Source organism: Cupriavidus sp. 30B13 (genome assembly GCF_049059565.2).
Lineage (GTDB): Bacteria > Pseudomonadota > Gammaproteobacteria > Burkholderiales > Burkholderiaceae > Cupriavidus.
The window spans coordinates 2,191,397-2,209,615 of sequence record NZ_CP188224.1; the positions used below are offsets into that span (position 1 = coordinate 2,191,397).

18 protein-coding genes are annotated in these 18,219 nt (G+C 69.8%); 14 read left to right on the forward strand and 4 right to left on the reverse strand.

Going from position 1 to position 18,219, the window contains the following annotated elements:
• The first annotated feature begins 262 nt into the window (after window positions 1-262).
• The 3 genes from ACKI2N_RS28815 to ACKI2N_RS28825 all read left to right on the forward strand — a co-directional run bounded on the left by ACKI2N_RS28815 (window position 263) and on the right by ACKI2N_RS28825 (window position 1,912).
• The gene (locus ACKI2N_RS28815) at window positions 263-550 is read left to right on the forward strand and encodes a hypothetical protein (protein WP_420996818.1); all 288 of its coding nucleotides are present in this window, start codon (window positions 263-265) and stop codon (window positions 548-550) included.
• A 219-nt stretch (window positions 551-769) separates the two neighbouring features.
• Complete coding sequence (locus ACKI2N_RS28820) at window positions 770-1,453, forward strand: alpha/beta hydrolase (protein WP_420996817.1); 684 nt, start codon at window positions 770-772, stop codon at window positions 1,451-1,453.
• Between the two features lie 63 nt (window positions 1,454-1,516).
• Complete coding sequence (locus tag ACKI2N_RS28825) at window positions 1,517-1,912, forward strand: hypothetical protein (RefSeq protein ID WP_420996815.1); 396 nt, start codon at window positions 1,517-1,519, stop codon at window positions 1,910-1,912.
• A gap of 167 nt (window positions 1,913-2,079) precedes the next feature.
• Here ACKI2N_RS28825 and mdtD read toward each other — a convergent pair whose 3' ends face one another.
• Window positions 2,080-3,483, reverse strand: coding sequence for a multidrug transporter subunit MdtD (gene mdtD / locus ACKI2N_RS28830; protein ID WP_420996813.1), 1,404 nt, complete (start codon window positions 3,481-3,483; stop codon window positions 2,080-2,082).
• Between the two features lie 184 nt (window positions 3,484-3,667).
• On the opposite strand from mdtD, the gene ACKI2N_RS28835 reads away from it, so the two are divergent.
• A complete protein-coding gene (locus ACKI2N_RS28835) occupies window positions 3,668-4,528 on the forward strand; it encodes a LysR family transcriptional regulator (RefSeq protein WP_420996810.1) in 861 nt (286 codons plus the stop codon).
• Window positions 4,529-4,579: 51 nt separating this feature from the next.
• Here the strand turns inward: ACKI2N_RS28835 and ACKI2N_RS28840 are convergent, their stop codons facing one another.
• The gene (locus ACKI2N_RS28840) at window positions 4,580-5,521 is read right to left on the reverse strand and encodes a LysR family transcriptional regulator (RefSeq protein WP_420996808.1); all 942 of its coding nucleotides are present in this window, start codon (window positions 5,519-5,521) and stop codon (window positions 4,580-4,582) included.
• Window positions 5,522-5,748: 227 nt separating this feature from the next.
• Here ACKI2N_RS28840 and ACKI2N_RS28845 point away from each other — a divergent pair, with 227 nt between their 5' ends.
• The 9 genes from ACKI2N_RS28845 (at window position 5,749) to ACKI2N_RS28885 (ending at window position 15,042) form a co-directional block, all read left to right on the forward strand.
• Window positions 5,749-6,540: an aldo/keto reductase gene (locus tag ACKI2N_RS28845; RefSeq protein WP_420996807.1), complete on the forward strand. Its 792-nt coding sequence runs from the start codon at window positions 5,749-5,751 to the stop codon at window positions 6,538-6,540.
• A gap of 228 nt (window positions 6,541-6,768) precedes the next feature.
• Window positions 6,769-7,656, forward strand: coding sequence for a helix-turn-helix transcriptional regulator (locus tag ACKI2N_RS28850; protein WP_420996806.1), 888 nt, complete (start codon window positions 6,769-6,771; stop codon window positions 7,654-7,656).
• A 553-nt stretch (window positions 7,657-8,209) separates the two neighbouring features.
• Window positions 8,210-8,896 carry a hydrolase gene (locus ACKI2N_RS28855; protein ID WP_420996805.1) on the forward strand — a complete coding sequence of 229 codons (687 nt, stop codon included), beginning with the start codon at window positions 8,210-8,212 and terminating at the stop codon, window positions 8,894-8,896.
• 153 nt (window positions 8,897-9,049) lie between these two features.
• Window positions 9,050-10,909 carry an amidohydrolase gene (locus ACKI2N_RS28860; RefSeq protein WP_420996803.1) on the forward strand — a complete coding sequence of 620 codons (1,860 nt, stop codon included), beginning with the start codon at window positions 9,050-9,052 and terminating at the stop codon, window positions 10,907-10,909.
• A gap of 73 nt (window positions 10,910-10,982) precedes the next feature.
• On the forward strand, window positions 10,983-11,426 hold the full coding sequence (locus ACKI2N_RS28865; RefSeq protein WP_420996802.1) for a DoxX family protein: 444 nt from the start codon (window positions 10,983-10,985) through the stop codon (window positions 11,424-11,426).
• 46 nt (window positions 11,427-11,472) lie between these two features.
• Complete coding sequence (locus ACKI2N_RS28870; protein WP_420996801.1) at window positions 11,473-11,763, forward strand: XapX domain-containing protein; 291 nt, start codon at window positions 11,473-11,475, stop codon at window positions 11,761-11,763.
• A 205-nt stretch (window positions 11,764-11,968) separates the two neighbouring features.
• A complete protein-coding gene (locus tag ACKI2N_RS28875; RefSeq protein ID WP_420996908.1) occupies window positions 11,969-12,829 on the forward strand; it encodes a VOC family protein in 861 nt (286 codons plus the stop codon).
• Between the two features lie 37 nt (window positions 12,830-12,866).
• A complete protein-coding gene (locus ACKI2N_RS28880) occupies window positions 12,867-13,568 on the forward strand; it encodes a YoaK family protein (protein ID WP_420996799.1) in 702 nt (233 codons plus the stop codon).
• Window positions 13,555-15,042: an alginate export family protein gene (locus ACKI2N_RS28885; RefSeq protein WP_420996798.1), complete on the forward strand. Its 1,488-nt coding sequence runs from the start codon at window positions 13,555-13,557 to the stop codon at window positions 15,040-15,042. Before ACKI2N_RS28880 ends, ACKI2N_RS28885 begins: the two co-directional genes overlap by 14 nt.
• Window positions 15,043-15,083: 41 nt before the next feature.
• On the opposite strand, the gene ACKI2N_RS28890 is transcribed toward ACKI2N_RS28885, so the two are convergent.
• Complete coding sequence (locus ACKI2N_RS28890; protein WP_420996797.1) at window positions 15,084-16,247, reverse strand: AGE family epimerase/isomerase; 1,164 nt, start codon at window positions 16,245-16,247, stop codon at window positions 15,084-15,086.
• 394 nt (window positions 16,248-16,641) lie between these two features.
• Here ACKI2N_RS28890 and ACKI2N_RS28895 point away from each other — a divergent pair, with 394 nt between their 5' ends.
• On the forward strand, window positions 16,642-16,914 hold the full coding sequence (locus ACKI2N_RS28895; protein WP_420996795.1) for a hypothetical protein: 273 nt from the start codon (window positions 16,642-16,644) through the stop codon (window positions 16,912-16,914).
• Window positions 16,915-16,976: 62 nt separating this feature from the next.
• On the opposite strand, the gene ACKI2N_RS28900 is transcribed toward ACKI2N_RS28895, so the two are convergent.
• Window positions 16,977-18,206: an alpha-D-ribose 1-methylphosphonate 5-triphosphate diphosphatase gene (locus tag ACKI2N_RS28900; RefSeq protein WP_420996793.1), complete on the reverse strand. Its 1,230-nt coding sequence runs from the start codon at window positions 18,204-18,206 to the stop codon at window positions 16,977-16,979.
• Window positions 18,207-18,219: the final 13 nt, after the last annotated feature.

Here is an 18,219-nt window from a genome sequence, read left to right on the forward strand (position 1 = left end):
CTTCGCCGCGCGGGCGTTCCAGGCGGATATAGGTCCGGATGGAGCCAGCTGGCACCATACTGCCGATATCGTCCGGTATGTGGGCCCTGCGTCGGCCCTGCGTCGGATCCGCTTGCCGGCCAATAAATCTACTCCTGCCGCAAGTCGCCCGCAATCGACCGTGTGGACGGCATGCGACAAAACCTGAAATGCGTGTTTCTTGACTATATTGGAAGCAATGGCAGGCGCTTCAATTCGAGGCCGTCTTTTTGGGAGGTATGCCATGCGTTCGCTTGCAGACATGTTTAGTCCGCCCACCCCGGAGAAAATCGCAGCAAGGGAATTGCAGCAAATGCGGCTTACGTTGTTCCAGGCCGAGCGTCGCCTGCTCGAAGCACAGATGCAGGTCGACTATTACCGCGACCTCGTCGCCTTCCTCGAAGATGTGTCCGCCACCGGCGTCGAGAACGTGGTGGACAAGCGCCGCGCCCCCGCCAGCGCCGAGCCCGCACAGGGCCCGCGCAGCGCGCCGGGCCTCGTCACCATACCAACGGTTCCTTCGGCAGCCTGACACGGCGGCATGCCGGCGCGCGCAGCGCCGGCGTACCCCTGTGTAGCGGGCGGACGGGTGCGCGCCATCCATGGCGCGCCGCGGCCGCGTGGCATCCGCCGCGGCGCGCGGGCCCGACTTGCGGCCATGCGATACTGGCAGCCTCGCGCGGCAGGCCCGCGCTCTTGCCATTGCCATTGCCATTGCCATTGCCGCCGCGCGGCGCCAACAGGAATCCCCATGAGCGAATTGCTGCCTTCCATTGAAATCGAGAGCGCGCCGTCGCCCACGTGGTCCGTGATCTGGATGCACGGGCTGGGCGCCGACGGCGGCGACTTCGCCCCGGTGGTGCCCGACCTCGGGCTTGGCCCCGCGCCCGCGGTACGCTTCGTCTTCCCCCACGCGCCGGCCATCCCCGTGACCTGCAACGGCGGCTACGTCATGCCCGCGTGGTACGACATCACCTCGCTGGACGACGCGCGCAGCCACTGCGACGAGGCCGGCATCCGCGCCTCGCGCGAGGCCATCCGCGCCCTGATCGCGCGCGAGAACCAGCGCGGCGTGCCCAGCCGGCAAGTGGTGCTGGCCGGCTTCTCGCAAGGCGGCGCCATCGCCTACACCGCCGGCCTCACGCATCCCGAAACGCTCGGCGGCATCATCGCGCTGTCCACCTACATCCCGGCACCGGCGCTGCTGGCCGCCGAGTTCAGCGAGGCCAACCGCGCCACGCCCGTCTTCGCCGCGCATGGCAGCGAGGACGACGTGGTGCCGGTGCGGCTCGGCATGCTGGCGCGCGACACCGTGCAGCAGCTTGGCTGCCCGATGGAATGGCATGCCTACCGCATGCCGCATACGGTCTGCATGGAGGAAATCACGGCGATCGGCGCCTGGCTCCAGGCGCGCCTTGCCGCCGCCGCGGCCTGAAGTCCCGGCCCGCGCCGGCCGCGCCGTGGTAGTCTCGCGCCCATTGCCTTTTTTGCCAGCCAGATGAAAACCACGCCGCCCGGCACCGACGCCCCTTCCCCGCCCCCGCCCAGGATCGACTTCGACACGCGCAAGGCGCTGCTGTTCGCGCTCACCGCCGAGCGCCTGTCGGCCTACTACGAACACGGCCAGTGGATGACCGACAGCCAGGGCGCGACCCTGGCCGGACTGTGGCTGTCGCGCTCGAAGCTCCAGCTCGCGCTGGCCGAGCGCCGCCTGCTGTCACAGCTCAGCGACGACTTCGCGCGGCAACTGGCCGGCACGCTGTCGCGCGAGGCGGGGCTCTATGTATCTCACGACATGATGGAAGCGCTCGACCCCAATTATCAGTCCGCTGTCGCGCATGACATGCTGGATGAATGCGAGAGGTTGCTGCGGGAGAATGGGGTTGCTGAGTAGTAGTTATCTGGATGCCGGGCCGCGGCGGCGGGATCTTCTTTTGCGTTTCTTATCCGCGTAATAGTCGGCTGGCGGCCTGAACTTGATAGCCCATTCGCGCATACGACCAAACGACCAACCGACCCCAAAGGCCCGAACAAGGGAAACCCGATCCCTACAAAACCGTATTATCTCCCCGCCACCCCCACCACCCGCCTCCCCTTGTCAAACTGCTCCACGTCAAGCCGCCGGAACACCAGCGCCGACAGCAGCGTAATCGTGCCGACGCTGAAGAAAGCCAGCCGGTAGGCAGTCCCTCCCTCGCCCAACTGCGCCGTGAACAGGCTCACCAGCCCGCCGCCGATGGTCACGCCGAGCCCGATGGCCAGCATCTGCACCATCGAGAACAGGCTGTTGCCGCTGCCGGCGTCCTCCACGCTCAGACCCTTGAGCGTGACGCTGTTCATGGCGGCGAACTGCATGGAGTTGGTGGCGCCGAACAGGGCCAGCTGCGTGATCGACAGGGCCAGCGGCCAGCCCGGCGAGATCGCCGCGAAGGAAGCGATCGAGCCGCCCACCAGGACGGTGTTGACCAGCAGGAAGTTGTCATAGCCGAAGCGCTTGACCAGCGGCACGATCCCGCGCTTGGCCACCACGCCGGCCAGCGCGGCCGGCAGCAGCATCATGCCTGAATGCAGCGGCGTGTAGCCCAGTTGCAGTTGCAGCAGCAGCGGCATCAGGAACGGCACCGCGCCGGAGCCGATGCGGCATACCAGGTTGCCGGCCAGGCCCACGCTGAAATTGGGTTCGCGGAACAGCGCCAGCCGGAACAGCGGATTGCGCTTGCGCCGCGCGTAGGGGATATAGAGCAGCGCCGACAGCAGGCTGAGCGCGAACAGGCTGCCGCTCCAGGCGGCGTGGCTGGCTTCGCGCGGCGTGTCCAGCGCCAGCGAGAAGGCCACCATGCACAGCGACAGCAGGCCGCAGCCGATGAAGTCGAACGCGGGCGGGCGCGCGAGCGCGTTGTCGGGCAGGTAGCGCAGCACGGCCAGCAGGCCGATCGCGCCGACCGGCACGTTGATCAGGAAGATCCAGTGCCAGGCCACCGTCTGCACGATCCAGCCGCCCAGCACCGGCCCGAAGATCGGCCCCACCTGGCCCGCCACCGAGACAAAGGCCAGCGCCGCGATGTACTGCTCGCCGGAGACGCTGCGCAGCACCGCCAGGCGCCCGATCGGCAACAGCATGGAGCCGCCGATGCCCTGTACCACGCGCGCGACCACGAGCTGGTCCAGGCTCTGCGCGGTGGCGCAGAACAGCGAGCCGAGCACGAAGATCAGGATGGCCGTGAAGTACACGCGGCGCGTGCCGAAGCGGTCGGCGAGCCAGCCCGAGGCCGGCGTGAGCATGGCCATGGTGAGCGTATAGGCCACCACCACCGGTTTCATGTCGAGCGGCGTTTCGCCCAGGCTGTGCGCCATCGCGGGCAAGGCCGTGTTGACGATGGTGGTGTCGAGCGTCTGCATGAAAAAACCTGCGGCGACGATCCACAGCATGGCCGTGTGCGATTTCTGCGAGGATTGACTGTGCATTCTGGTACATCTCTTGAAGAACCGGCGGGGGCCGGCGTGGCATCCGGGCAGGACGCCCGGCAGCGCGCGAAAAAGGCGCGCGCGCGAAAACGCCACGAATGTGCCGATGTTAATGATTGCCGCCTCAATCGGGAACCCCGCTGGACATATTGACTGTCATCGGACAATCCGATGACAATGCCGCATGCTGAATCCCGTCTGGGTCAAGACCTTCGCCACCGTGGCGGCCGCGCACAGCTTTACCGACGCGGGGCGCCAGCTCGGCCTGTCGCAATCGAGCGTGAGCGACCATATCCGGCGCCTCGAACAGCACGTGGGACGCCGGCTGTTCGTGCGCGACACCCACACCCTGACCATGACCGCCGACGGCGAGGCGCTGCTGGCGCACGCCCGGCTGATCCTGGAAGCCATCGCGCGGGCCGAATCGCAGTTCAACGCGCCGCGCCTGCAAGGCCGCGTGCGGCTGGGCACCTCCGAGGACCTCGTGCTCGGCCCCATGCCCAATGTGCTGGCGGCGTTCCGCGACTCGCATCCGGACGTGGAGCTGGAGATCACCATCGGCATGACCAGCAGGCTCTATGAGCTGATGGACGCCGGCGCGCTGGACCTGATGATCGGCAAGCGCCGCGAAGGCGACCGCCGCGGCACGCCGCTATTCCGCGGCAAGCTGGAATGGCTGGCGCGGCCCGGCACGGTGGCCGACCTGCGCCAGCCGCTGCCGCTAATCCTCGTGCCCGAGCCCAGCGTCACGCGCGCCATCGTGCTCGACACGCTGGCCAAGGCCGGCATGCGCTGGCAGATCGTGTGCACCAGCAGCAGCCATTCGGGCTGCATCGCCGCGGCGCGCGGCGGGCTCGGCATCACGGTGCGGGCGCAATACCTGTCCGGGCGCGGGCTGGCGCCGCTGGTCAACAGCGATGCGCTGCCGGCGCTGCCGGAGGTGGAATTCATCTCGCTGCGCGCGGGCCGCCTGAGCCGCCCGGCCGAGACGCTGCTGCAACTGCTGCAAAAAAGCGACCTGCGCGGCGCCTCGCTCGACGAGTAGCGGCCGGCCCGCTCCGTTCCGGGCACGTTCCGCTGCGCGACGGGACTGACGCTATGCGGGTGGCACCGCGCCCGGGCCGGCGCCGGGCAGCGCCGGGGCCAGCGAGGCACGGCAGAACGCGATGAACGCCTCCACCTTGGCGGCGGGATGGCGGCGCGACGGGAACAGCGCGTAGAGCGGGAATTTCTCGTCCGGCCAGTCCGGCAACAGGTCGACGAGCAGGCCGTCGGCGAGCGGCTGCTCGACGCTGATCTCCATCACCTGCGCGATGCCCGCGCCGGCGATGCACGCCCCCAGCATCGCCCCCACGTCGGACACCAGCAGCCGCCCCTCGGCGGGGATCTGCATGACCTTCTTGCCGCGGTGGAATTCCCATTCGAAGGGCCGCGCCGCCACCGGATCGTAGAACATGATGCGCTGGTGGCGGCTCACGTCGCGCGGGCTGGCGGGCCGCCCGTGCGCGGCCACGTAGCCCGGCGAGGCCACCGTGATGATGCGCGTGTCGAGCAGTTTCCTGGCCACCAGCGTCCCGGCCGGCGGCGGGCCGAAGCGCACCGCGAGGTCGAAGCCGTCGGCCACGAGGTCGCCCACGTCGTCGCGCATGATGAGCTCGAGCGAGAGGTCGGGATGGCGCGCCAGGAAATCGGGCAGCCGCGACGCCAGCACCGTGCGCGAGAAGAACGGATCGACGTTGACGCGCAGCTTGCCCTGCACCACGTTCGCGGAGCCGGACGCGGCGGAAGCGGCCTCCTCGATGCCGGTCAGGTGCGGGCCGACCGCCTCGTAGAGCCGCCGGCCCTCGTCGGTCAGCGTCTGCGAGCGCGTGGTGCGGTCGAGCAGCCGCACGCCGATGCGTTTTTCCAGCCGCGAGACCGCCCGGCTGACGCCGGACGGCGACAGGCCCAGCGCGTCCGCGGCGCGCACGAAACTGCCGCTCTCGGCCACGGCGGCCAGCACGGTGATGCCCGAAAACAGCCGCCCGTCAAACGTCATGTCCGCCCCGCCTCTTTTTTCGCATCTTTTCCCCCATTTCCCGCTCCCGCGTTTCCCATCCCGCCCATTGCGTGAGTTTAATCACGATTGATTTGAGCGAGACATACTTTATTCAATGACCCCGGCGTGCGAAATTGCTGCCCAGGGCACTGCGGCACGCTTGCGCGCAGGCTTCAACCAAGTTGGGGTTCATCGAAATGGAATTCTTGCAAACACAGGGCATCCGCATGCCGCGCCTCGGATTCGGCACATTCCGCATGCCGGGCGGCGGCTGCCAGCCGGTCGTCGAAAACGCCCTGGCGCTCGGGTACCGCCATATCGACACGGCCGAGATGTACCAGAACGAAGAGGCCGTCGGCGCCGCCATCGCGGCCTTCGGCATGGCGCGCGAGGACCTGCACCTGACCACCAAGGTGTGGCACGAGAACCTGAAGCCGCAGGCCATGCACCGCGCGCTGGATACCAGCCTCGGCAAGCTCGGCGTCGACTACGTGGACCTGTACATGGTCCACTGGCCGTCGCGCGACATGGACCTCGGCGCCGTGCTCGATACCCTGCAAGGCTTCCTGCAGGAAGGCTCGGTGCGCGCCATCGGCGTGTGCAACTTCAACCTGGCGATGCTGCGCGCCGCCATCGACGACATCGGCGCCCCGATTGCCTGCCACCAGGTCGAGTACCACCCGTTCCTGGACCAGTCCAGGATGCTGGCCTACCTGCGCGGCAAGGGCATTCCGCTGGTCGCCTACGCGCCGCTCGCGCAAGGCCGGGCCGCGGCCGACCCGGTGCTGCAGGGCATTGCCACGCGGCACGGCGCCAGCGCCGCCCAGGTGGCGCTGGCATGGCTGCTGGAGCAGGACGGCGTGGCGGCCATTCCCAAGGCACAGCGCCGCGACAGCCAGCAATCGAATCTCGACGCGCTGAACGTGAAGCTCGACGACGAAGACCGGCGCGCCATCGCGGCCCTGCCGAAGCACCTGCGCTACGTCACGCCGCCGTTCGCGCCCGACTGGGACGCCTGAGCCGCGCCGGCCCGCGCCGCGCCCGCCGCCTTCCCTCTTCGCGCGACCTCGCCGCGCCGCAGGCCCGAGCCGCAGGCCCGAGCCTCCACACGCCGGCATGCCGGGCCGGCCGGCCAAATGATGCGCTGCCCATTGCGCGGCCCGCGCCGCGATAGCACACTGGCACCTTGCGTTCCTCATGGGCGGCGCTTCGACCGCCTTCAACGCTTCGCTTGCCAGGGAAGACATATGATGCAAAGCGCGGCCAGGCCGGACCGCCCGCCTCCAACGGCAGCCTTTCCGGTAATAGACAGGCTCGACACCACGCATGCCAGCATCACGCGCATGCGCTGCGACGAGCCGGGCGGGCTGCCTCCGGCTCCCGTGATTGCGTCCCAGGACGCGTTTTCCGCCATCGTCCAGTTGCGCCCGTTCGCCGCGCACACGCTGTGGCGCGACGGCCGGCAGGTCTTTGCCGGCGGTCATGCCGAAGGCGCGCTGGCCATCACCAGCCTGCAGCAGAGCTGGCGCTGCCATCATCGCGCGTCGTTCGACAATGTGAGGCTGCAGGTCGGTTGCGACGAGCTGCAGGCTTTTGCGCGCGAACACGGCGCGCGCGCGCCGATTTCCCTGCGCAATCCCGAAGGCGACACCGATGCGGTGATGCTGTCGCTGGCGCGCGCGTTCCTGCCTTCGCTGGAAATGCCCGCCCAGGCCTCGCGCCTTTTCCTCGACCAGCTGGCCAACGCCATGCTGGCCCACCTGGTCGCGCATTACGGCAGCGCCTCGGTGCACATGCTGAAGACGGCCACGCTGTCGCGCCGGCAGGAGGCGCTGGCCAAGGAATACCTGGTCGCCCATGCCGGCGAAGACGTCTCGATCGAGATGGTGGCGGCGCACTGCAATCTGTCGCGCAGCTATTTCATCAAGGCGTTCAAGCAGAATACCGGGGTCACGCCCTATCGCTGGCTGCTGGAACACCGCATCGAGCAATCCAAGGGATTGCTGCGCCAGGGTATTCCAATATCTGAAATTGCAGCGCGCTCCGGATTTTCCGATCAAAGCCATTTCACTCGCATATTCAGCGGCGTCGTCGGCATTCCACCGGCCAAATGGCGAAATCGCAATGATTTATAAACGAAAGCCGCGCGAAAATCGCCGCTGACCGGGCGCCAGCATAATCGCCGGCGCATTTTCCGCCGCCGAGGATGCGCCCGTGCGCCCTCGCGAGAACGCGCGCGCCCGCCGTGCGCGGCGCGGCGCCTGGCGCCTGGCGCCCCGAGGCCGCCGCGAGCCTGATCCGCGCGCACGGCGATCACACTTTTCGCTAACTTTGCGTCCTTTCCTACAAGACGCGGCGGACGCAATCCCATAATCTCTGCATCGATATATCGCGTGGCCGCCGGCATGCCAGCGGGGCGGCGTGCCGTCAATCCCCTTCAGGTGCCTTGCGTGCGCGCAAGCGAATATTTTCATCTGCCGCTTTTAATTCTTTTTTGAAAACCGGAGCCGCGTGCACTAGATTCATTGATGCCAGATTCGCCACGCTGAGTTGTGGAGAATGAAATGCTTGGCGCAATGTCAAGCATGTTGATGTTGCAGGCCGATGTCGGTTGCCGATGCCGGCCTCCGACGTAGTCCTTGCCTTCGCGAACCCCGCGCCAGCAACGGCGCGCAACCGGAAATCGCCATGACCAATCCGAAGCTCGAAGTCCTGACCCCCCAGAACAGCCAGCTGATCATCATCGACCATCAGCCACAGATGGCCTTCGGGGTGCAGTCCATGGACCGCCAGGCCATGAAGAACAACGTGGTGGGCCTGGCCAAGGCCGCCAAGATCTTCAACATCCCGACCACCATCACCACCGTCGAGTCGGCCTCGTTCTCGGGCTACACCTACCCGGAACTGCTCGACGTCTTCCCCGGCCACAAGCTGCTCGAGCGCACCTCGATGAACTCCTGGGACGACCAGAAGGTACGCGATGCGCTCAAGGCCAATGGCCGCAAGAAAGTGGTCGTGGCCGGCTTGTGGACGGAAGTCTGCAACAACACCTTCGCGCTGTGCGCGATGGGCGAAGGCGGCTATGAGATCTACATGGTGGCCGATGCTTCCGGCGGTACCTCCAAGGAAGCCCACGACTACTCCATGCAGCGCATGATCCAGGCCGGCGTGGTGCCGGTGACGTGGCAGCAGGTGCTGCTCGAATGGCAGCGCGACTGGGCCCACCGCGACACCTACGACGCCGTGATGGCGCTGGTGAAGGAGCACTCCGGCGCCTACGGCATGGGCGTGGACTATGCCTACACCATGGTGCACAAGGCCGCGCAGCGCGCCGCCGGCGAGCACGAAGTGCTGGCCCCGGTGCCGGCCAAGTAAGCCCGCCGCGCCGCGGCGGCGGCGGCGCGCCGTGGCCGCCGCCGCGCGGCGCCGCCTTCCGCCCCCGCCCTGGCCCTGGTCCGGCCCCAACCTGGCCCCCCAACCTGGCCCCACCCGCCGCAACGGGCGGCACCCATTCGCAGGAGTTTCGCCATGAACGCACCGGCCACCCCGGACCTGATCCTCGTCAACGGCAAGTTCGCCACGCTCGACCGCGCCAACCCGCAGGCCGAAGCCGTCGCCATCCGCGACGGCAAGTTCGCCGCGGTCGGCGGCAAGCACGAGATCATGCAGCTTGCCGGCCCCGCCACCCAGGTGGTCGACCTGCAGGGCCGCCGCGTCATCCCCGGGCTGATCGACAGCCACATGCACATCATCCGCGGCGGCCTGAACTACAACATGGAGCTGCGCTGGGACGGCGTGCGCTCGCTGGCCGACGCCATGCGCATGCTCAAGGAGCAGGTCGCGCGCACGCCCGCGCCGCAATGGGTGCGCGTGGTGGGCGGCTTCACCGAGCACCAGTTCGCCGAGAAGCGCCTGCCCACCATCGAAGAACTCAACGCGGCCGCGCCGGACACGCCGGTCTTCATCCTGCACCTGTACGACCGCGCCATCCTCAACGGCGCCGCGCTGCGCACGGTGGGCTACACCAAGGACACGCCCAACCCGCCGGGCGGCGAGATCGTCCACGACAGCGCCGGCAACCCCACCGGCCTGCTGCTGGCCAAGCCCAACGCGACCATCCTCTACGCCACGCTGGCCAAGGGCCCCAAGCTGCCGCCCGAGTACCAGAAGAACTCCACGCGGCATTTCATGCGCGAGGTCAACCGGCTCGGCGTGACCGGCGTGATCGACGCCGGCGGCGGCTACCAGAACTACCCCGAGGACTACGGCATCATCGAGGAGCTGCACCGCGACGGCGAACTCACGGTGCGCCTGGCCTACAACCTGTTCACGCAGAAGCCCAAGGACGAACTGAGCGACTTCAAGAACTGGGCCGGCAAGGTCAAGCCCGGCCAGGGCGACGACCTGTACCGCCACAACGGCGCCGGCGAGATGCTGGTCTATACCGCGGCCGACTTCGAGGACTTCCGCGTCGAGCGGCCCGACATGCCGCCCTCGATGGAGGGCGACCTCGAACCCGTGATCCGCCTGCTGGCCGAGAACCGCTGGCCGTGGCGGCTGCATGCCACCTACAACGAAACCATCTCGCGCGCACTCGACGTCTACGAGAAGGTGGCCAGGGACGTGCCGTTCGACGGCCTGCACTGGTTCTTCGACCATGCCGAGACCATCACCGACCGCAACATCGACCGCATCGCCGCGCTCGGCGGCGGCATCGCCGTGCAGCACCGCATGGCCTACCAGGGCGAGTACTTCGTCGAGCGCTACGGCGCGCGCGCGGCCGAGGCCACGCCGCCCGTCAAGCGCATGCTGGAGCGCGGCGTGAAGGTCGGCGCCGGCACCGACGCCACGCGCGTGGCCTCGTACAACCCGTGGGTGTCGCTGTACTGGCTGACCACGGGCAAGACCGTGGGCGGCCTGTCGATGTACCCGCAGGCCAACCTGCTGGACCGCGAGACGGCGCTGCGGCTGTGGACCGAGGCCAATACCTGGTTCTCTTCCGAAGAAGGCAAGAAGGGCGAGATCAAGGCCGGCCAGCTGGCCGACCTCGTGGTGCTGTCGGCCGACTATTTCAGCGTGCCCGGCGACGAGATCCAGGACATCACCTCGGTGCTGACGCTGCTGGGCGGCAAGCCGGTGTACGGCGACGGCGACTTCGGCAAGCTCGCGCCGCCGCTGCCGCCGGCCATGCCGGACTGGTCGCCGGTGCGCCGCCACGGCGGCTACCAGCCGCGCCCGCAGGCAGCGGCGCTGCGCACCGCCTGCGGCTGCGCCAGCGCCTGCGGCGTGCACGGCCACGCGCATGCGCGCGCCTGGACCGCGAGCGCGCCGGCCGCGGACGAGAGCGCTTTCTGGGGCGCGCTCGGCTGCTCGTGCTGGGCGTTCTGATGCGGGGCGCTCCGATGCATGCTCCGATGCACGCGCGGATGCCGCCCGGGCGCGCGGGACACGGGAGCCGGCCATGAGCAAGGCCACGCCCCTCTTCGAGCCCGCCGACGGCGCGCGGGCGCGCTTCGCCCCGGCCTGGGTGCGCTGGCTCGCCCTGCTGGCGCTGTGCGCGGCCTACCTGCAAGGCGGCCTGACCAAGCTCGCCGACTTCGGCGGCGCCATCGCCGAGATGCAGCACTTCGGCCTGGCGCCCGCGGCGCCGCTGGCGGCGGCCACCATCGCGCTGGAGCTGGGCGCCTCGCTGCTGATCCTGGGCGGCTGGTTCCGCTGGCTCGGCGCGCTCGCGCTGGCCGGCTTCACGGTGATGGCCAGCTTCCTGGCGAACCGCTTCTGGGAGGCGCCGCCCGGCGCGCAGTTCATGATGGCCAATGCCTTCTTCGAGCACATCGGGCTGGCCGGCGGCTTCCTGCTGGTGGCCTGGGAAGACCTCCGGCACGGCCGGCCGGCGCGGCGCTAGGGCCGGTGCCCACCGGTCCCCACTTTCCCCTTTCCTGGAGCCCCTGATGAAGCTTTATCTCGTCTCTCTTTCCGTCGGCATCCTGGTCGGCATCATCTACGCGCTGCTGCAGGTCCGCTCGCCGGCGCCGCCCGTGGTGGCCCTGGTCGGCCTGCTGGGCATGCTGATCGGCGAACAGGTGGTGCCCCCCATCAAGCGCATGCTCGCCGGCGAGCCGGTCACCGTGGCGTGGTTCAGCTCGGAGTGCGTGCCGAAGATCACCGGCACGCCGCCCAAGACGCTCGCCGAGAACCAGCCGGCGGCCCCGCTCGGCAAGGACGCCGCCGAGCCACACTGACGCGCCCGGCCCGCTCCGGCCTGCTTGCGCTGCGCGACGCGCCGTGCGCCGCGCAGCCGCCCGGCCGTGGCGCGCAATCCGGGTTTCCCGGTTCGCGTTTTCACGCCGGTCAATTCGATAGATTCGATAAATCCGATAAGAAGAGGTTTCCATGCGTTCGATCCGATCCCTCCTGACGGCCGCCGCGCTGGTGGCGGCCAGCGCGATGAGCCCCGTCGCCCCCGTGGCCCAGGCCCGGCCCCCGGCAGCGGCGGCGGCGGTCTCGGTCGGGCCGCAATACGACACGACCCACGTGTATGTCGCGCCCGCCGATTTCAGCCGCTTCGTCGACAGCCTGGTCGCCACCTTCGGCGGCACCACGTCGAAAGAAGGCGAATTCACGGTCACGCCCACGCCGAGCCTGACCATGTCGCAACTGGTGCTGACGCCGGCCGGCACGCTCTCCGTGTTCGGCTTCAAGACGCCCATCCCGTATCCGTTCGGCGCGGAGCGCACCGGCTACCTGGTGACCGACATGGACAAGGCCGTCGCCGCCGCGCGCGCCGCGGGGGCGGACGTCATCGTCTCGACGTTCCCCGACCCGATCGGCCGCGACGCCATCGTGCAATGGCCCGGCGGCGTCAACATGCAGCTCTACTGGCACACCACGGCGCCGGACTACCCGAAGCTCGCGACCATTCCCGAGAACCGCGTCTACCTCTCCGCCGACCGCGCCGACGCCTTCGTCCGCAGCTTCGTCCGCTTCTCGGGCGGCAAGGTGGTATCGGACGCCGCGCGCGCGCCCGGCATCGAGATCGGCCGGCCGAACGACACCTACCGCCGGGTCCGCATCGAGTCCGGCTTCGGCAAGATCACCGTGCTGGTGACCGATGGCCACCTGCCCTATCCGTACGGGCACGAGCTGACCGGCTACGAGGTCCCCAGCCTGGCCGACACGCTCGCCAAGGCGACCGCCGCCGGCGTGACCGTGCTGGTGCCGCCCTACACGGCCGACGGGCGCAGCGCGGCGATCGTCCGCTTCCCCGGCGGCTACGTCGCCGAGATCCACGCCGCGGCCGCGCGATGAAGCCGGCCGGCAAACGAGAGATGCCGAGAGATGCCGGATGAAACATGAAGACACCCTGCTTGCCGTCGTCGCCGGCTTCGTCGACACGCTCGGCTTCGTGGCGCTGTTCGGCCTGTTCACCGCGCACGTCACCGGCAACTTCGTGCTGATCGGCGCGGAAGCCGCGGGCCTGGGGCAAGGCGTGCTGATGAAGTTGCTGGCGTTTCCGGCCTTCATCGCCGGCGTGGTGCTCAGCAGCGCCGTCGTCAGGGCGCGCGGCGGCAAGCCGCCGGCCACCGCGGCGCGGCCGCTGTACGCATTGCAGGCGGTGTTGCTGGCCGGCTTCCTGGCCGCGGGCCTGTACGCCGCGCCCGTGCGCGATGCGCAGGCGCCCGCCGCCATCCTGTGCGGGCTGCTGGGCGCGGTGGCGATGGGCGTGCAGAACGCCCACGCCAAGCTGGTCGGCCGCCCGGGCGTGCCCAACACGGTCATGACGGGCAACGTCACGCAGGCCGTGCTCGACACGCTCGACGCGCTGCTGTCGCATCCCGATGCCGCCGCCCGGCGCGTCGCGCGCGAGCGCCTGGCGCGCACGCTCGGGCCGCTGGCCGGCTTCGGCATCGGCGCCATCGCGGGGGCGACCACCTACGTCCGGCTGTCGTTCGGCGCGCTGCTGCTGCCGCTGGCGCTGATCGTCTGGCTGGCGGTCAGGACGAGCGCCGGCGAGCCGGCCCAGGAGACCCGCGATGCCGCCCGCTGACGGCCCCGCCGGCCGCCGGTACCGGCGCGCGCGCCGGCTCGCCCGCGTGGCGCTGTGCCTGGCGGCCAGCGCCGGCGCCGCGCTGCCGGGCCATGCGTGGGCACAGGCTGCCGACGCCCAGCCCACTTCCGCACCCGCACCCGCCGCCGCGGCCTGCGCCGCAAAGCGGCCTCCGGTCATGTTCAACCGGTGGCAGGAAGACTGGTCGGTGCTGGCCAGTCCGTGCGTGCCGCGCCAGCCGTTCGACGCGCTCAAGTACATCCCGTTCTCCGGCGACCCGGACACCTATCTGTCGCTGGGCGCGAACCTGCGCGAGCGCGTCGAGGTCAACAACACGCCCCTGTTCGGCCTCGGCGCCGCGCGCGCCAACACTTATCTGCTGCAACGCGCGGAGATACACGCCGACGCGCGCCTGGGCAAGTACGTGCAGGTCTTCGTCCAGCTCGAGGACGCGCGGCCGTTCGGCAAGGACATGGTGAGCCCGACCGACAAGAACGTCGTGGACGTCGAGCAGGCCTTCATCGCCGTCGTCCACCCGCTCGGCGACGGCGTGTTCAAGGCGCGCGTGGGGCGCCAGGAGATGGCGTTCGACTTGCAGCGCTTCATCTCCGTGCGCGACGGCCCGAACGTGCGGCAGGCGTTCGACGCGCTCTGGGCCGACTGGGAAATCAACCGCTGGCGGCTGATCGCCTACGCCACGCAGCCGGTGCAGTATCGCGACAACCAGGCGTTCGACGACGTGTCGAACCGCGACCTGACCTTCAGCGGCGTGCGCGTCGAGCGGCAGAACGTCGGCCCGGGCGACCTGTCGGCCTACTATTCGCGCTACAACCGCTGCAACGCGCGCTTCCTCGATGGTGGCGGCGACGAGCACCGCAATGTCTTCGACGCGCGCTACTCAGGCAACGTGAACCACATCGACTGGGACGTCGAAGGCATGGTCCAGACCGGGCACGTCGGCAACCAGACGATCAACGCCTGGGCGCTCGGCTCGCTCAGCGGCTACACCTTCGCCACCCTGCCGTGGAAACCGCGCGCGGGCTTGCAGGTCGACGCGGCCTCGGGCGACCGCCATCCGGGCGACGGGCACATCGGCACCTTCAACCCGCTGTTTCCGAACGGCTACTACTTCACGCTGGCCGGCTACACGGGGTATTCGAACCTGATCCACGTCAAGCCTTCGATCACGGTCAAGCCGACCAGCAAGCTGTCGGTGCTCGCCGCGGCCGGCTTCCAGTGGCGCGCCACCACCGGCGACGCGGTCTATGCGCAGGGCAACGCCACCGTGCCCGGCACCGCCGGGCGCGGCTCGCGCTGGACCGGCATGTACCTGCAGTTGCGTACCGAGGTCACGCTGGCCGCCAACCTGATCGGCGCGGTCGAGGCGGTGCACTTCCAGGTCGGCGACTCGATCCGCGAGCTGGGGGGGCGCAATGCCGACTATGTCGGCGTGGAGCTGAAGTACGGCTGGTAAGGCCGGCGCCTGCCGCTCTACCGCTTTACCGCTCTACCGCCCTACCAGCCGCCCGCTTCGGCCAGCGCCTGGTATGCGGTGGCGAGGTGGTAAGGCGTGGTCGACGGCATCTCGGCCCGCGCCACCGCGCCGTCCGGCGCCAGGCACTCGTGCCAGCCGCCGGCGTGGAGGAAACGCGCCGGGAAGGCCTGCAGCCACGCGCGCAGGTGCGCCAGCGCCGCGCCGTCGCCGCGCACCGCGAGCGCGCGCGCGAACTCGGTCTGCGCCCAGATGCGCTGCGTGGCGTCGCGCGGCGAGCCGTCGAGGCGCAGCGCGGCGGCCACGCCCATGGTCTTCATGTCCACCCCGTGCGCCAGCGCGAAATCGAAGGCGCGCGCCAGCGACCGCGCCAGCGGCGAGCCGCCGAACAGCGACGGCGCCGACGCCAGCAGCGAGAACCACTCGAACTGGTGGCCCGGCTCCACGCGGTTGTCCGCCGGCGCCACGGCGCCCGCGATGGCGGGCAGCAGCGGCAGCTCGGCGATGCAGCCCGTGGCCGGGTCGGCGAAGGCGTCCAGCATGGCCGTGGCGATGGCCTGCAGGCGCGTGGCATAGAAGCTGTCGCCGGTCAGCGCGTGGGCCGCCAGGTAGGCCTCGGTGAGATGCATGATGGGGTTCTGTGCCGGCGTGGCGGCCGGGCTGAAATCCTCGGCCAGCGCGGCGTGATACAAGCCGTGCGCGGTGGCGAAGCGCGCCTCGATCAGTTGCGTGGTTTCCTCCAGCAAGGCCCGCGCCTCGGCGCTGCCGGTGCGCTCGGCATAGGCCGCGCAGGCGAACACCACGAAGGCGTGCGTGTAGAGGTCGCGGGTGGTATCGAGCGGCTTGCCCTGCGCGTCGACGCTGTAGACGAAACCGCCGCGCGCGGCGTCGGCGAAATGCCGGCGCAGCGAGCCGAACAGCTGCCCGGCATGGGCGGCGTCGCCGGCGCCCGCGCCTTGCGAGAACACATAGAGCTGGCGCGCGCAGGCCATCGCGCGGTAGCGGCTGGCCGGCAGCGGCTGCCGGTCCGCGCCGCCCAATGCCTCGTAGGGCAACTGCATGCCGGCGTTCCAGCCGGGGCCGCGCCACAGGGGAAGGACGGCGGCGTCGTAGTGCGCGCGCAGCGCGGCAACGGACGCGGCGATCGACGCGGCATCGTCGGGGGCAAGGCTCGGGGTGGCGTTCATGCGGATGGCGGGTCGGTAAGGCGCAGCGGCGGCGGCTCGGGGCGGCGCGCGGATGCTGCTATGGCCGCAAATATACATCAGCGCCGCGCGCGGGCCGCCGGCAGCGCTGCCGCGCCAGGGTCCGGAGTGCCGCGTGCATCGCGTTTCCGTTTCAAACGGCCAGAATCCTTGATCCTGCCGCCAGATCGCCTAACCTTACCGCGTGGCCCCCGGCATCGCATTGCGCGCCAAGCGGCTACCGAGCCGCAATTCCGCCCCCGCCGCGGCTCCCGGGCCACATATCCTGGTCTGTGCCTGCAAACCCGTCCGGAAAGCCCCCGCTTCCCGCCGGCCAGGCACCTTCGGGCCATCCGGCGCCGCCGTGTACCGTGCCCACGCTCTTTGGGAGAGCGCGATGGAAAAGCCGATCGTGAGCCCGTTGCGGTTCGTCGAGATACTGAACGCGAGGCTGCCCGAGCATCCCCTGTATCAGGAAGGGATGCGGGTGTACGCCATCCCCAACCATTCGGACCATCCGCGCAGCCTGGTCTGCGTCGGCCCGCGCGGGGTCAACGGCGTGTGCGCCACGGTGGAGCTGATCGTGCGCGGCGAGTGCGAAGTGGTGCCGGACATCCCCGGCGAGTGGCACGCGCCGCGCCGCGTCGCCGCCCGTGCCGCCCACCGTTAGCGCCGCCCCTCCGCACCCCGCCCTCACGCCGTCACACTTCGCGCTATTCACTTCTCAGGCCGTCAGGCCGCCACGCGCCCCTCGCTGCGCGCGGCCGGCGCGCTGGCAACGGCCGCGCCGGCGCTCATGGCGCTGGCCGGATAGCCGGCCGAGAACACCAGCCGCCCGCACGACCACGTATGCGTGACCAGCGGCTGCCCCGCCACCGTGGCCACCGCCACGAGGTCGGCGCGCAGGCCGAGCTCGATGCGGCCGCGGTCGGACAGGCCGCAGGCCAGCGCCGGATTGGCGCTGACCAGCGCGGCCGCCTGCGACGGCGTCAGCTCCGCCTGGCGCTCGGCGGCGAACGCGGCGGCGATCAGCGTGGAGGGCTGGTAGTCCGAGCACAGGCAGTCCGCCACGCCGGCGCGGATGGCGTCGATGGCGCGCATCGAGCCGCTCTGGCTCTGCCCGCGCAGCACGTTGGGCGCCCCCAGGATGGTCGGCAGGCCGCGCGCCACGGCGGCCTGCGCGGTCTCCAGGTTGATCGGGAATTCGCTCATGCGCACGCCCAGCGCCTGCATGGTGGCGATGCGCTGGACCGAATCGTCGTCATGGCTGGCGGCCGGCACGCCCAGGCGCGCGGCCAGCGCCAGCAGGCGCTCCACGCGCGCGAGCGCGCCCTGCTGCTCGGCGGCCTTCTTGTCGGCCGCCGCGACGGCTTCCTCGCGGCTCATGTCGTGGTTGCCGATCATGTAGGCCACGTAGGCTTCCAGCGTCTTGAACTGGCCCTGGCCGGGCGAGTGGTCCATCACCGAGATCAGGTCCACCACGCCGGCTTCGAGCAGCGTCTTCAGCACCGGCAGCGCGCTGGCGTCGGTGACTTCGTAGCGGCAGTGGATGCGGTTGTCCACCAGGCTGTGGGCACGGAAGGCGGCCACCGTGCGCACGATCTGCGACGCGGTCTCGTTGTTGCGCACGCCGAACTGCGTGCTGGCGAAGGACAGCGCGTGATACGGCGTGGTGATGCCGGCCGCGGCGTTGCGGCGGTCCACCTGCGCCACGGCGAAGTCCAGCGGGAACATCACGCGCGAGCGCGGCTCGGCTTCTTTCTCGATGGCGTCGCAGTGCAGGTCGATCAGGCCGGGCATCAGGGTCTGGCCGCCCAGGTCGATCACCTGGGCGGTGCGCGGCACGGCCGCGGCGTCGGGTTCGATGGCCGCGATGCGGCCGTCCTCGATCAGCAGCGCGCTATCGGTCAGCACGCCGTCGGGCAGCACGATGCGCGCGCGGGTCAGGTAGGCAGGAAGCATGGTCGGTTCCGGG

Coding starts and splice junctions, on each gene's coding strand:
- ACKI2N_RS28825 (WP_420996815.1), top strand. CDS start 1,517: ATGAAAACCACGCCGCCCGGCACCGACGCCCCTTCCCCGCCCCCGCCC.
- ACKI2N_RS28870 (WP_420996801.1), top strand. CDS start 11,473: ATGAAGCTTTATCTCGTCTCTCTTTCCGTCGGCATCCTGGTCGGCATC.
- ACKI2N_RS28875 (WP_420996908.1), top strand. CDS start 11,969: ATGAGCCCCGTCGCCCCCGTGGCCCAGGCCCGGCCCCCGGCAGCGGCG.
- ACKI2N_RS28845 (WP_420996807.1), top strand. CDS start 5,749: ATGCCGCGCCTCGGATTCGGCACATTCCGCATGCCGGGCGGCGGCTGC.
- ACKI2N_RS28900 (WP_420996793.1), bottom strand. CDS start 18,206: ATGCTTCCTGCCTACCTGACCCGCGCGCGCATCGTGCTGCCCGACGGC.
- ACKI2N_RS28815 (WP_420996818.1), top strand. CDS start 263: ATGCGTTCGCTTGCAGACATGTTTAGTCCGCCCACCCCGGAGAAAATC.
- ACKI2N_RS28855 (WP_420996805.1), top strand. CDS start 8,210: ATGACCAATCCGAAGCTCGAAGTCCTGACCCCCCAGAACAGCCAGCTG.
- ACKI2N_RS28865 (WP_420996802.1), top strand. CDS start 10,983: ATGAGCAAGGCCACGCCCCTCTTCGAGCCCGCCGACGGCGCGCGGGCG.
- ACKI2N_RS28880 (WP_420996799.1), top strand. CDS start 12,867: ATGAAACATGAAGACACCCTGCTTGCCGTCGTCGCCGGCTTCGTCGAC.
- mdtD (WP_420996813.1), bottom strand. CDS start 3,483: ATGCACAGTCAATCCTCGCAGAAATCGCACACGGCCATGCTGTGGATC.
- ACKI2N_RS28850 (WP_420996806.1), top strand. CDS start 6,769: ATGATGCAAAGCGCGGCCAGGCCGGACCGCCCGCCTCCAACGGCAGCC.
- ACKI2N_RS28860 (WP_420996803.1), top strand. CDS start 9,050: ATGAACGCACCGGCCACCCCGGACCTGATCCTCGTCAACGGCAAGTTC.
- ACKI2N_RS28820 (WP_420996817.1), top strand. CDS start 770: ATGAGCGAATTGCTGCCTTCCATTGAAATCGAGAGCGCGCCGTCGCCC.
- ACKI2N_RS28895 (WP_420996795.1), top strand. CDS start 16,642: ATGGAAAAGCCGATCGTGAGCCCGTTGCGGTTCGTCGAGATACTGAAC.
- ACKI2N_RS28840 (WP_420996808.1), bottom strand. CDS start 5,521: ATGACGTTTGACGGGCGGCTGTTTTCGGGCATCACCGTGCTGGCCGCC.
- ACKI2N_RS28885 (WP_420996798.1), top strand. CDS start 13,555: ATGCCGCCCGCTGACGGCCCCGCCGGCCGCCGGTACCGGCGCGCGCGC.
- ACKI2N_RS28835 (WP_420996810.1), top strand. CDS start 3,668: ATGCTGAATCCCGTCTGGGTCAAGACCTTCGCCACCGTGGCGGCCGCG.
- ACKI2N_RS28890 (WP_420996797.1), bottom strand. CDS start 16,247: ATGAACGCCACCCCGAGCCTTGCCCCCGACGATGCCGCGTCGATCGCC.